This is a genomic window from Lysinibacillus sp. FSL K6-0075 (assembly GCF_038592945.1).
Lineage (GTDB): Bacteria > Bacillota > Bacilli > Bacillales_A > Planococcaceae > Lysinibacillus > Lysinibacillus fusiformis_F.
Window position 1 is genome coordinate 4,566,636 of the sequence record NZ_CP151947.1, and the last position, 13,978, is coordinate 4,580,613.

Annotated in this window: 13 protein-coding genes; 3 read left to right on the top strand and 10 right to left on the bottom strand. The window is 37.2% G+C overall.

The genetic code is table 11. From position 1 onward, the window contains the following. Window positions 1-38: 38 nt before the first annotated feature. Together MHB65_RS22930 and MHB65_RS22935 are read right to left on the bottom strand one after the other, a co-directional pair. Window positions 39-1,358 carry an FtsX-like permease family protein gene (locus tag MHB65_RS22930; protein WP_342441839.1) on the bottom strand — a complete coding sequence of 440 codons (1,320 nt, stop codon included), beginning with the start codon at window positions 1,356-1,358 and terminating at the stop codon, window positions 39-41. A gap of 1 nt (window position 1,359) precedes the next feature. Beyond that, window positions 1,360-2,046: an ABC transporter ATP-binding protein gene (locus tag MHB65_RS22935; RefSeq protein ID WP_342441840.1), complete on the bottom strand. Its 687-nt coding sequence runs from the start codon at window positions 2,044-2,046 to the stop codon at window positions 1,360-1,362. Window positions 2,047-2,471: 425 nt separating this feature from the next. Here MHB65_RS22935 and MHB65_RS22940 point away from each other — a divergent pair, with 425 nt between their 5' ends. From MHB65_RS22940 to MHB65_RS22950, 3 genes are all read left to right on the top strand, one after another. Next, the gene (locus MHB65_RS22940) at window positions 2,472-3,092 is read left to right on the top strand and encodes a DUF47 domain-containing protein (protein ID WP_205445951.1); all 621 of its coding nucleotides are present in this window, start codon (window positions 2,472-2,474) and stop codon (window positions 3,090-3,092) included. A gap of 21 nt (window positions 3,093-3,113) precedes the next feature. Further along, complete coding sequence (locus MHB65_RS22945) at window positions 3,114-4,130, top strand: inorganic phosphate transporter (RefSeq protein ID WP_205445952.1); 1,017 nt, start codon at window positions 3,114-3,116, stop codon at window positions 4,128-4,130. Window positions 4,131-4,235: 105 nt separating this feature from the next. Beyond that, window positions 4,236-6,347, top strand: coding sequence for an MMPL family transporter (locus MHB65_RS22950; RefSeq protein ID WP_342441841.1), 2,112 nt, complete (start codon window positions 4,236-4,238; stop codon window positions 6,345-6,347). Between the two features lie 46 nt (window positions 6,348-6,393). Here the strand turns inward: MHB65_RS22950 and MHB65_RS22955 are convergent, their stop codons facing one another. The 8 genes from MHB65_RS22955 to MHB65_RS22990 form a co-directional block, all read right to left on the bottom strand. After that, window positions 6,394-7,002 (bottom strand): alpha/beta hydrolase, encoded by a 609-nt coding sequence (locus MHB65_RS22955; RefSeq protein WP_342441842.1) that lies wholly within the window; start codon window positions 7,000-7,002, stop codon window positions 6,394-6,396. Window positions 7,003-7,019: 17 nt separating this feature from the next. Beyond that, window positions 7,020-7,211, bottom strand: coding sequence for a hypothetical protein (locus MHB65_RS22960; RefSeq protein ID WP_205445955.1), 192 nt, complete (start codon window positions 7,209-7,211; stop codon window positions 7,020-7,022). Between the two features lie 22 nt (window positions 7,212-7,233). Beyond that, on the bottom strand, window positions 7,234-7,698 hold the full coding sequence (locus MHB65_RS22965) for a hypothetical protein (RefSeq protein ID WP_205445956.1): 465 nt from the start codon (window positions 7,696-7,698) through the stop codon (window positions 7,234-7,236). 134 nt (window positions 7,699-7,832) lie between these two features. Next, window positions 7,833-8,456, bottom strand: a complete 624-nt coding sequence (locus MHB65_RS22970; RefSeq protein WP_342441843.1) for an NUDIX domain-containing protein — start codon at window positions 8,454-8,456, stop codon at window positions 7,833-7,835. Window positions 8,457-8,467: 11 nt separating this feature from the next. Beyond that, window positions 8,468-9,565, bottom strand: coding sequence for an AI-2E family transporter (locus tag MHB65_RS22975; protein ID WP_205445957.1), 1,098 nt, complete (start codon window positions 9,563-9,565; stop codon window positions 8,468-8,470). A 156-nt stretch (window positions 9,566-9,721) separates the two neighbouring features. Continuing rightward, complete coding sequence (locus MHB65_RS22980) at window positions 9,722-11,419, bottom strand: M3 family oligoendopeptidase (RefSeq protein ID WP_342441844.1); 1,698 nt, start codon at window positions 11,417-11,419, stop codon at window positions 9,722-9,724. Between the two features lie 143 nt (window positions 11,420-11,562). Then, window positions 11,563-12,123 (bottom strand): YdcF family protein, encoded by a 561-nt coding sequence (locus tag MHB65_RS22985; RefSeq protein WP_205447166.1) that lies wholly within the window; start codon window positions 12,121-12,123, stop codon window positions 11,563-11,565. A 90-nt stretch (window positions 12,124-12,213) separates the two neighbouring features. Continuing rightward, the gene (locus MHB65_RS22990) at window positions 12,214-13,956 is read right to left on the bottom strand and encodes a methyl-accepting chemotaxis protein (protein WP_342441845.1); all 1,743 of its coding nucleotides are present in this window, start codon (window positions 13,954-13,956) and stop codon (window positions 12,214-12,216) included. Between the last annotated feature and the right edge of the window lie 22 nt (window positions 13,957-13,978).

Here is a 13,978-nt window from a genome sequence, read left to right on the forward strand (position 1 = left end):
ATAAAAGGCGATCCAATGTTGATTGGACCGCCTTTTTATTATAGCTCTTGTCGCAAAGCTTGAATAACATCGATTTTAGTTGCTTTACGTGCTGGACGGTAGCCTGAAATCATCGCTACACCAACACTAATGGCCGCTGCAATAATAACTAGTTGCCATGGAATCAGAGAAAATGTAATATCATTTGTTGCGAATGCTTCTTCCCCAGTTGCCGCCTTAAGAATCAATGGTAATGCTGCATTAGCCGCAAAACTGATGGCATATGAGATAATAACTGCAATTAGCGTACCAAAAATACCGATAAATGTACTTTCCATTAAAAACAGCCGTTGAATAAGCTTTGGACTTGCCCCAATTGCCTTTAACACACCAATTTCACGAGTACGCTCTGTGACAGCCATTGTCATTGTATTGAAAATACCAATGGAAGCAATCAACACAGCAATCGTACCTACAAAGATTAAGCCAATTTTTAATACAAGGAAAAATACATTCATTTGATCTAATTGCTCAGTTACTGAATATACGCTATAGCCTCTATCTTTTAATTTCTCTAAAATCGGCTTTACATTTTCTAAAGTATCCGCATAAATGTTAAATTCGGAGTAAAATAGCTCATCCTCTGCTATGTTATTACTTGTAGATAAATTTTCAGCTAATACTGCCTTTTGTGCCTTATCCATATGAATAGCATTATCAACCATCCAATCATAAGAAGGTTTCTCCATTATGCCAACAATTGTATAGCTCATTTTTTGCGTTTCATCATTTGTGCCAGTGTGAGGAACTAAAGACAGGTCAATATTTTTTCCAATCAATGATTCCTTATAGCCTTCTTCACTGCCATCATAGTAAGTGCCCTCTGCTTCAGCCTTTTTACTCTTTTCCGCAATGAGATTGCGTTCTGTTTCATTTAATAATGTTTGAGCAAAATGATAGCCTACAACAATTTCATTGGATTTTGTTGGATAGTGCCCTTTTGCAAGCTTTCCATTTACCTGCTCAAAGTCCTGCATATTTGACAATATTAAATTAGAAGTTGTATCACGATCCTCAAAAAATGATTGCGCGGAAGCATTGACACTAATTGTTTCAAGCACTGTTTCTACATGCTCCATTTTTTTAATTTCTTGTACTTGTTCTTCAGTTAATTGCTTATCGCCATATACTTGAATTTTCGTAACGGTTTCGTTTGACAGAATTTCATTGCGTAAAGACTCCTGTAAGCCAAAACCAACGGATGCTAGCACGATTAGAAAGGCACAGCCCATCGTTGCAGCTAGTATCGTCATAAACACACGCAGCTTGTTTTTCTTGATATGCTGTGTTACAAAACCTAGTTGATCCTTAAATAACATGTTAAGCTTCCTCCTTTACAAGTTCTCCATCGTACATGCGGAAGCGTTTATGTGCGATAGTAGCTACTTCTTCATCGTGCGTTATAATGACAAAAGTTAGCCCTAATTCACGATTTAAACTTTGAATGAGCAGTAAGATATCCTGCTCGGTTTCTGAATCGAGACTCCCTGTTGGCTCATCTGCAAGTAATATGGGAGGATTTGTAATAAGGGCTCGTGCAATGCTGACACGCTGTTGCTGTCCACCTGACAATTCATTTGGATAATGGTCTGCTACTTCTGTCAAACCAACCTTGTCCATTAATTTTTTTACTTTTTCTTTGCGCATAGCCTTACGCAAACCCTGTAGCTTTAAAGGTAATTCAATATTTTCGAATGCCGTTAAACCAGGCATCAATTGAAAGTTTTGAAAAATAAAACCGAATTGACGTAAACGGAAGGCAGCACTTTCTGTTTCAGTTAGATGGGCTGTTTCCTTTCCATTTACTTTAATAGAGCCCTGTTCAGCTTTCATAAAACCAGCTAAAACTTGTAATAAAGTCGATTTTCCTGAGCCACTTTTACCTACAATGGCAACAATTTCTCCTTTATTGACCTCAAAGTTCACACCTTTCAATACTGGCACTTGCTTTTCCTTCCCTCGTTTTCCAATTAAAAATGTATGCTGTAAGTTTTCAACTTGAATCATTAGTTAATAAACGCTCCTTTCTCATTCATTTTCCATTGTAGAAAACAATTCTTAATAAAGAGAGAGGATAAAAATGAAGATATTCTTAAGAATAAGAAGGTACTCTTTTGGTCTCCAAACGAATTTACATTACCTTTACAATTCAAACTCGCTATTTTTATTTTTATTTATCATTTTTTGTGGCTTTATCTGTACTAATAAGCCACCTTTATAGAAAAATTGCCCATTATAACAAGGTTTTATCTGTACCTATAAAAATAAATACAGCTTGACCATCTCACTTTTTGTGAACGAATTGTATATTACAGGAATGTAAATTTTCGTGTCGAATATAAAATTTTTATGTAGATAAATTAAAGATTTTGTTATGATAGTAAAGTTTAGAGGTCGATTAATTTATTTATATCCAGGAGGATTCGATTCACATGCTTAACTCAAAAAAACAAGACCCTTTCTTTATTACATTGCATAAAATTGCTGAAAATATGAGAGAGGCTGTACATTACGCAAATGATTTTCGTATTAACAGTGTGGCTGACCTAAAAGAGATTAGCATTACAATGAAAAATTACGAAACCGCTGGTGATAAGCTTATTCATGAACTGATTGTAATGTTAAACAAATCATTCATGACACCTATTGAACGTGAGGATATTTTAGAGCTTGCCATTCGTATGGATGATGTTTTAGATGGTACAGAACACTGTATTGCGCACTTTGAAATGTTTTCGCTCACTGAGATTGATGAATCTATGCGCATTTTCTTAGGATTTATTTCAAAAAGTGCTGATGAAATAGTCAAAGCGACAGAAGAGTTAAAGAAAAAGAATCTAATTGGCATGCGTCCGCACGCAATTCTTATTAAAGACTATGAACGTGAATGTGATGAGGTACAACGTACTTCTATTAAGAAGTTATTTTTAAATGAAAAGGATCCAATCCGCCTCATTAAATTTAAGGATATTTATGAACAACTTGAAGATATCGCTGATCATTGTCAAAACGTAGCAAATACTATGGAAACAATTATCATGCGTAACGCATAATTAGGAGATGGGCACTTTACAATGAACACAATCATTATATTAACCGTACTGGTCGTCATCTTTGCCCTAACATTTGACTTTATCAATGGCTTCCATGATACAGCAAATGCTATCGCAACTTCGGTTTCTACTAGAGCATTGCCGCCTCGCACGGCAATCATCATGGCCGCAACTATGAACTTTATCGGTGCTATCACCTTTGTTGGGGTTGCGAAAGCTCTAACAAAAGATATTGTAGACCCTTTTGCTTTAAATGCTTTTGAAGGTGACACGACAGGCTCAGTCGTTATTTTAGCTGCATTAATTTCCGCTATCATTTGGAATTTACTGACATGGTATTTCGGTATTCCCTCCAGCTCTTCACACACATTGATTGGGTCTATTGCTGGTGCTGCTATCGCGTCAGCTGGTTTCAATGTGTTAAACTATGGCGGCTTTACTAAAATCATTATGGCGTTAGTGTTTTCACCTTTACTTGCTATTTGTGCAGGTTTTATTATGATGACACTTTTTAAAATATGGTTTAAAAATTTAAATTTATATCGAACAAATAAAGGTTTCCGCACAATGCAAATTTTCACTGCTGCCATCCAATCTTTCACTCATGGTACAAATGATGCGCAAAAAGCAATGGGAATTATGACGATGGCTTTAATCGCTGGTGGCTTGCATACTGGGGATGAAATACCTTTCTGGGTACGTGCTGCGGCAGCAACAGCAATGGGTCTAGGTACCTCAATTGGTGGTTATAAAATCATTAAAACGGTTGGCGGTAAGATTATGAAAATCCGTCCTGTTAATGGTGTTGCGGCAGATTTAGCATCAGCTACTGTTATTTTTGGCGCTACATTAATTCACTTACCAGTATCAACAACACATGTTATTTCTTCATCCATTATGGGTGTTGGTTCAGCACAGCGTGTACGTGGTGTAAACTGGGGTATGGCTCGTAAGATTGTTACTACTTGGGTTATTACAATGCCCATTTCAGCCGTTATGGCATCTGTTATTTATTTTGTATTATCATTATTCTTTTAACAACAAGACTCCCGTCCACAAAATGGATGGGAGTCTTTACTTTGTCACACGACAAAATGTGACACATCCTTTACACTAATTGAAAAGGGGGATGTATAAACAACTATGAAAACTTTTTCAGCTTTTATTACAGCACATGCGAAAGCAATCGTAGCCATATGGCTTATTATTTTTCTAGCGATGGCGTACTTTGCTTTACAGCTTCCAGGCAAACTTCAAGGTGATGGTTTTTTTGTTGAAGCCGATCATACCTATGTTACCAATGAGCTAGCAGAAAAATTTGATCTACCATCTGATACGATTTTGGTTGTCTTTGATCCAGCTAATGATCAGAAAATTGAAGACACGTTAAAAAAATTAGATAGCATAAAAGAGATCCATTCAATCCAATCACCCTTAGAAGACTCCTCTTTACAGAAAGATGGCATTGCCTATGCTATGGTTCATTTAAAAAATGACGTGGAGAACCTCCCTGATATTGTTGAGGAATTCCGTTCATTAATTGAAAAAGACGGTGTTAGTATTACCGGAGGGCCTGTTATTTCTTCTGACATAAATACAGCCAGTCAAAAGGATTTAGCATCAGCTGAAGCCATTGGATTGCCCATTGCCATAGTGATTCTCTTATTAGCTTTTGGTACAGTTGTAGCTTCTATTTTACCCATTATCATTGGTGTTGTAACAGTGGTTACCGCCTTTGGTATCATGACGCTACTTAGTGCGAATGTAAATTTATCTATTTTCGTCTTAAATATTGTCCCAATGCTTGGGCTGGCTTTAAGCATTGATTTTGCGTTGCTGTTTATCAATCGTTACCGAGAAGAACGCGCTCATACTTCTATTGCACAAGCCATTCAAACTGCTATACAGACAGCAGGACGTTCTATCATTTTCTCCGCAGTCTGTGTCATGATTGGCTTAGGTGCGATGATTGTCATTGATGTAGAAATTTTTCATAATATCGCCCTAGGAGGCACTATAGTCGTCCTATTAGCCGTTCTTTCTGGCTTAACATTACTTCCTGCCACAATGATGCTGTTAGGAGATAGACTTAATAAATGGCGCTTAATCCGTGTTAAACCAGGTGGTGAAAATCGTTGGCGCGGCTTTGCAGGTTTTGTCATGAAACATCCGGTAGCTATAGTGATTTCAGCATTATTGTTACTTGGCATTGGCATGATTCCTTTAAAGGATATTCAATTAACGATTCCACAGGTGGACTCCTTACCAACGAAATATGATGCACGTGCAGCATACGATAAATTAGATGAAACATTTGGACTAGGTGAATCCTCTACATTATATTTATTGGCTGAACGAAAAGATGGCTGGGAGGATACTGAAGGTAGAGAGCTAATTTATTCTATTCAAGAAAAGCTATTAAAGGACCCGTTAGTGACTAATGTTTCAACTATATATACAGCTGCTAACATTCAAACACCTGAGGAGCTTTCTGCTTCTTTAGCTATTCCACAGGTTGCAGAACAATTAGAACCTGTTATTAATTCCTTCTCGAAGGATACCCAGCTATTTGTCCCAATCACAATTGATGCAGCAGGTTCTTCCTCTACAGCTCAAAAATTTGCTCGAACATGGATGGACAAAGACCTAGGCGTGGATTTTGCACTTGGAGGGCCAGCTAAATTCAACCAAGAAATCTTTGATGAAATTGCTAATAAAATTGTTTTGGCTATAGCGATTATTATCGTATCCACATTCTTTATTTTAATGTTGGCATTCCGTTCTATCTTAATTCCGTTAAAGGCGATCATTATGAACATTATTGGGCTTTCATCTGCATTCGGTATACTCGTTTATATTTTCCAATATGGACATTTTGGTATAGAAGCAGGCTCCATTGTACTGATCATTCCAGTTATTGTTTTTTGTCTTGTATTTGGCTTAAGTATGGACTACGAAGTCTTTTTAATTTCTCGTATCCAAGAGGAATATTTAAAGGGCTCCGACAATACGCGCGCAACAATTGATGGACTGACCTCCACAAGCCGTATTATTACATCGGCAGCGCTTATCATGATTGTTATTACAGGTGCATTTGCCTTTACTGATGTGATGCCTGTGAAGCAAATTGGTGTGGGTATCGCCATTGCTGTTGCTATTGATGCAACGATTATTCGTCTTATGCTTGTACCTAGTCTTATGAAGCTATTTGGCGATTGGAACTGGTGGCTACCATTCTCAAAGAAAAGTAAATAACATAATGAAAATCCGCCTCCTTGATAAAAGGAAGCGGATATTTCAATTAAGCGTAGATGCTGTTATACCATTCTTTTGCTGCTTGTACTTCAGGCATTGTTAGTTGATGACCAAAATTAAACCATTTCGTCGTTACCGTTGCGCCTGCCGAACTTAAAAGTGTTTCTAAATCCTCAGATTCCTGTGCTGTACACATCGGATCATTCGAGCCCGCACCGATAAACACAGGTGTTGAAGAAAGTTGCGGTAATTCGATACCACGTCTTGGTACCATTGGATGGTGTAAAATAGCTCCTGCTAACGCATCGTCATAATGGAATAATAAGCTTGCTGCAATATTAGCACCATTCGAATAACCTATTGCTACAACTCGTTGGCGATCAAAACCATATTGCTGTGCTGACGTCTGTAAAAATTCATGAAGCTCCTTTGTACGAAAGATTAAATCTTCAATATCAAAGACACCTTCCGCTAATCGGCGGAAAAATCGTGGCATTCCATGCTCAAGTACATTCCCACGAACACTTAAAATATTAGCTGTTTCATCTATTTCTTTTGCCAGTCCAATAAGACTTTCTTCATTACCACCTGTACCATGTAGCAATAATAATGTCGGTTTCGTTTCGTCTGTTCCTTTATAATAAATATGTTGCACTGACAGTCACCTCTCAATTATCTTGAATTCGAGATAATTGTAGCCTGTGGCAAAATTAAATTCAAGCTCTTTGACTTATTAATTTCACGATTTTCACTATTTGGCTGCTCTTCGTGGTTTTTATAAAAATTAGTAATGGTATAAACTGAAAATAAACATGCCGCAATCACAACAACAATAACAATTCCCACTAATTTTTTTCCGTTCATCTATCATGATCCCCCGTATTTCTTATTTCTTTGTACGAAAGCCTTCTTCGAGTAAATATTCCTTCGCAGCCTCATACGTACCAAATGCCTCTTCAAGATTGTCTCCATGATACACATTCCAAGAACGTTGCTCAAAAGCTAGCTGTAATTGACTACCATCTCGGCTATGCCAAATCTCTACAATCGGCTCCTGCTCTTCTACTTCTTCAGATAAATATTGCATAGCGTCTTCAATAATTTCACGAAGTTGTTGTTCATCATAATCACGGATATTTACTAATCCTTTATCATTAGCCTCGTTCTCGTAGCGCAATAAATCTCCAACAAAGACAAAGCCATTGCCATTTGGGTGTAATTTTTCAACTACAATCGTCTTTTCGTAAAGACTATCCATATAGTGATAATTTAGGCGCTTTAAAGAAATTTCCTTTTTTGTTAGCTCAGAAAACGATTCAATAATCGCTTGTTTTTGTTCAAATGTTAGCATATAAAAAATGCTCCTTTTCTTTACAATCTATCTAACAGTATAACTCATTTTTTCCTATTATATCGTGTCGTTTCTAAATCATTTTTGCGCAAGAAAATAGGACAAGCTAATATTATAGCTTATCCTATTTAAGCTTATGAGGTTTGATTAAATATTTTTTCACGTGTGAATTTTATCACCTGTGCTACATACAATTCCCGATAAGGAACAAATTGTGCGGTACCAACTGGTCTGACAATTCTCACACGTTGACCATCAGGGAAATATTCATACCCTTCAATATTCAGTGTCGTCGTTTCTCCTAAAAAGAAAGCCTCCGCCTCATTTAGCCTCGCTCTTACTACACCTGATACTTCCTCATACTGTAAAGCAAAGGAATCCCAATCATGCTTGAAAGGGTATATGTAGACATGGCAAAATTCATTGTCGATCATATTTTCAGAAACGATACTACAAGAGGTCATGCCCATTTTAACAACTTCATGGACATCAATATCGAGGCCCAATTCTTCTTTCACTTCTCGAATACCTGACTCTACTGTCTCAATCGCTAAAAGATGTCCTGCTGCCGTAATATCGAGTAACCCCGGATAATCCTTTTTCTGTGAACTGCGTACTTGAAAATAAATATAGTCCTCATTGACAAACCAGCAATGGAAAGTCTCATGCCAAAACCCTTTTTCATGCACTTCTGCTCTCGTAGCTGTCCCAATTTGCTCATGCTGTTCATTAAATACCTTTACAATTTCTTGTTCCATTGTTTCGACTCCTATACTGACTTCGTCGCTTTTTTCTTAATCGCATTACGTTGATCATAAATATTGGATACGATAACCTTTAAGACTGCATAAAATGGCACAGCGATAATAATACCAATAAAACCTGCTATATTACCTGCCGCTAAAATAATTGTAATAACGGTAAGCGGATGAATATCAAGTGATTTCCCCATGACATTAGGTGTAATAAAGTTGCTGTCTATTTGCTGCGCAACTAGCGTCACAACGGATACCCAAACCACTAAAATCGGATCTTGAATAACGGCCACAATCAGAGCTGGCGCAAAGGCAATCCAAGGCCCGATAAACGGAATCATATTCATAAAGAATGCAAAAATCACTAGCAATAACGAATAGTCCAATCCGATAATTAAATAGCCTACATACATTATAAGTGCTAATAAAAAACTAATTTGCAGTTGGCCCTGAATATAAGTACGTAATACATCATCAATTTCACTTAACGTTTTCTTTACCCATTGCTGACGTTCACCACTGAAGTATTTATAGATGGATGGAGCAAACTTCTCATGATCCTTCAGCATAAAAATAAAGAAGAATGGGATTAAAATGGCTAATAACGACACAGATACAATGGATTGTAAAAAGGCCACAAATCCTTTACTCGTCACTACTGCAATATCTTGTACCGAATTCGCCATTTTTTTGATAACATCATTTAATTGCTGGGGGAAGTTATCCTTATTTTGCGTTACATAGTCTGTTAGTTGCTGAATGCTCGTACTAATACTTGTACTAATCATAGGGGCATTCTTCACTAATTTATTGACCTGCTCGGCAATCGGGTTACCAATAATCCAGCCAAAAACGCCTACCATTGCTATTAGTCCGAACAAAATCGTCAATATACTTCCCCATCTAGGAAACCTACGTTTTTCTAAAAACCTCTGAATCGGCTCAGTCACATAATAGAGAACACCACCAAGTAGTAAAGGCACAAAAATGGCTTTTAATATGATGACAAGTGGTGAAAAAATCCAATGAATTTCTATAAAATATTTAATGATTAGTAGTGTAAGTAGTATCCCTACCCCTACTTGAAACCAAACTTTCCTCGTCACTTTCATTCACTTCCTTTAATTGCAGTTACTGAAAATACTACTGATATATTAACCATTTCGCAAGTATCCTAGTATTTTTTTACAGAACTCCTCTGACAAACTAAAAAATTCGCTCACTTCCAAAATAGTTATCGTGGAAGTGAAACGAATTTAAGTAATCCATTATAGAGAAGAATCATCTATTGAATTTAAGAATGCCTCAATTTCTCCAATAACCGATTCAACACAGCCGTCCTCAAATGGTGAGATTAAGCCTGCCTCTTTTACAAGCTTTGTAAAGGACATGGAGCCACCTAAACCACAAAGGTGGATATAGTCTTTCCAAGCCGCTTCAAATTCTTCACGTGAACGTTTCCAGAACTGGAAGGCACAGATTTGTGCTAACGTGTAATCGATATAGTAGAACGGGCTTGCATAAATGTGAGCTTGACGTTGCCAAATGCCCCCAGCCTCTAAGTAGCTGTTATGATCATAGTCACGGTGTGGTAAATATGTTTCCTCAATTTTTTTCCATGCAGCTTTACGTTCAGCAGGTGTCATTGTTGGATTTTCATAAATAACATGCTGGAACTCATCTACTGCCACACCATATGGTAAGAATAGAAGACCGCTACTTAAATGTGTAAATTTATATTTCTCTGTATCACCTTCAAAGAACAGCTCCATCCAAGGCCATGTGAAGAATTCCATACTCATCGAGTGAATTTCACAAGATTCGTAGGTTGGCCATAAATACTCAGGAATGCCAATGTCACGGCTTGAATAAACTTGGAAAGCATGTCCAGCTTCATGTGTTAATACATCGATGTCACCTGAAGTACCATTAAAGTTTGAGAAAATGAATGGGGAATGATAGTTTTCAATAAACGTACAATAACCGCCACTTTCTTTCCCTTTCTTCGCTACTAGATCCATTAAGTCATGATCAATCATAAAATTGAAGAATTCTCCTGTTTCAGGTGAGAGCTCCTCATACATTTTTTTACCGTTTGCTACAATCCACTCTGGATTCCCTTTGGGTGTAGCATTACCTGATAAGAAGTTAAGTGCTTCATCATAAAATTTAAAATCTTCAATGCCAATTCGCTTTGCCTGACGCTCGTATAGCTTTGTTGCAACAGGTACAATTAAATCACGAACCTGATCACGGAATTTTTTAACCATATCAGCATTGTAATCAATACGATTCATACGAATATAGCCTAGTTCAACATAGTTGTTATAGCCAAGTTTAATCGCAATTTCATGGCGCACCTTGACAAGTTCGTCATATAAACGATCGAATTCATCTTCATGTTTTGCAAAGAAGCCAAAACGAGCATCCGTTGCTGCCTTACGTGTTTCTCGATCAGTTGACTCTGCAAACGGACCAAGTTGAGCAAGCGTTAATGTCTCCCCATTAAAGTCAATTTGTGCAGAAGCAACAAGCTTATTGTACTCAGAAACAAGTCTGTTTTCTTTTTGCATCAGATCAATAACTGCCGGTGAGAAGCCTTTAATTTGATAAGTTGCTAGATCAAATAATTGTTGGCCCCATTTTTCTTCTAATTGTTCACGGAACGGTGAATCAATTAATGCTTTATAGTATTCTGTCGTGACTTCTTCTAGCTCAGGACCTACTTCATCGAAATAATCACGTTCTGCTTGATAAAATTCATCGTTCGTATCGATTGAAGCACGAATGTATACTAAATTAGCCATTGTCGCAAAGTCATTACTAATTGCATTGTGCTTTTCAATGATATTACTTTGCTCGTCCATCGACTGTGCTTGTTTAAATTGCTCAATGAGTGCTAATTGTTGCTCTTTCATCGATGCCACATTTGGACGGCTGTATTCATATTCTTTAAACGTTGTCATTAAAGTCCCCTCTTTCTGTCCTATACCCCGTAATATTTCTATTATATGCCAAATGGAATCTATTAAGAAACAATTATCTCTATTCTGTTGTGATGATTTTTTTGTGAGAAAGAAGCTGTTCCTTAATCAAAGGCGTTATTGTTTTAATAGCCCACAATATATGTTTTTAATAACGCAGCTCTTTCTCTTATTCTTAATTTCGCTTCTACTGATTTTGGTGTTTTTGCTGATAGGACATCTACTTCAAACTTTAAAGTTTCAGCAAGATATTTTGCACGTTTCAAATGAAAGTCATTAGAAACGATGGTAATTTTCTTTGTCTCTTTTGGTAATAATTCTTTAGAGAATACTAAATTTTCATAAGTAGATGTAGATTGATCCTCTATGATAATTCTTGTAGCATCGATGCCATGCTGTTCCAAATAGTCTTGCATTACAGATGCCTCTGTTCGATCTTCATCAGGGCCTTGTCCACCTGACACAATGACCTTAACATGTGGGTATTTTGTTAAGTATGGAACAGCCACCTCTAATCTACTTTTTAATGAAAGCGATGGCACCCCACCTGGCTTTACTTTTGCCCCCAATATAATCAAATAATCAGCTGAACCGTTGGCATTAGGTTCTACACCCTGATCTATTTCTTTTCCCAACCAAATATAAAGAACGATTCCTATACCGACTAGAATAACACCAACTGTCATCAACCATCTTCTCACAAATCATTCCTCCTTTACCTTTTATTAACGATGATAAAAAGAAAAGGATGCTTGTTGACCAAGCACCCTGAACGATTATCTCAATATAAACCGTTTAATAGACTCCTGTAAGGCTGATATTTCATCGGTTAAATCATTGGAAGATTCGCTAACGAGTTGAATCGCTCGCTGTTGCTCATCTACAGATGCTGTTACCTCTTCAGACGCAGCAGCATTCTTTTCACTAATCATCGCAATGCTTTCAATCGATTGCATAATATCATTTTTGGAGCTATTTAAATATTCAACACTCTCTGTCGTATCTCCTATGATGGCTATTATTTTTTCAACAGCCAATTTAATTTCTTTAAAGGATGATTCTGTTACCACGACAGAATCGTTTTGTTGACGTACAATGATATGGGTTTTCTGCATCTCATCATTGACTAAGTTTGTTTCACTTTCAATGCCCTTTAGCGTCGTGCGTACTAGCTCAGTCGCTACAGATGTTTGATCAGCAAGTTTACGTACTTCTTCCGCAACAACTGCGAATCCCTTACCATGCTCACCCGCTCTTGCTGCTTCAATAGAGGCGTTAAGTGCAAGTAAATTCGTTTGATCTGAAATCTCCGTAATTGTCCCCACGATGCCTTCAATTTCACGCACCTTGACAATTAAGCTACCAAACACAGACTGAATATTCTGAATAAGATTTGAAGACTCCCGTGATTTATCCTTTAAGCTGTCTAGATTAACTAGGCCTTCTTCATTTGATTTTTTCATATGCTGTGATGCATCCGACATTAATTCATTTTTATCATGCAAACCTTCAATTTGCTGCGCAAACTCGATAGCTGTTCGGTTTGTATCCTCTGCATCAGATGCTTGCTTGACTGCACCTTTGGATACTTCATTAATTGCTTTGACGATTTCATCACCATAGGCATTTGTCTCTTCAGCTACTGCAGTTAAATTCGCTGATGTCGATTGTATTTCTACAATTGCTTCCTCCACATCTGAAATGAGCGTTTTAAGTTGATTTACCATTTCATTAAAGCCCTCATTTAACTGTCCAATTTCATCTGAACGCTGTAAGTGCTCAATATCTACTGTTAAATTTCCCTTCGCTACTTCACGCACGCGTTTTGATAATTTCTGAACTGGTAATGCCAGATGTCTTGATACTAGAATGACAACAATCGTTCCAATAATGATGGCACCGACTAATGTCAGACCAATTACTAACAATAAAGAATTTGCCTCTGCATTAAAATCCTGCATGTATGTACCTGATGCAATAATCCATCCCCAGTGTGGATCTTTCTCAGAATAAATAATTTTATCTGCTAAGACATCCTGACCTGGTAGTTCAAATTCATATTGTGTAAAACCACCACCATCAAGTGCCTTTTCAGTTACTTCTCGAATAAAGTAATTCCCACTACTATCTTGATCGTTCCAAAGATTATCCCCTTCTCGGGTTGGATGTGTTGTTAATGTTCCCTTATCATCCAATACGTAGATATAGCCATATTCCCCTAAATCACCAGGATAATTAATAGGCCGTTTTCCATCACTACCTTTCGGACCAAGAAACGCTTCACGTACTCGTTCCTGTGCAACTGCTAAAGGAACGTCACCTTTTTCAACACTCTCATTTGCAAGCTCGATTAATTGCAAAGCGGATTCAACACTATTGTAAAGAACCTGCTCCCCTATATCCTCCATACCATTCTTCGCCTTACTATAACTAACTATACCAATAATCAAACTTGGAATAATTAGTAGTGCTAATGATATAATAATCAATTTCCCCTGTATTGAACGTAAAAACCTCATACTTTAACCCCCTTATTTTCTT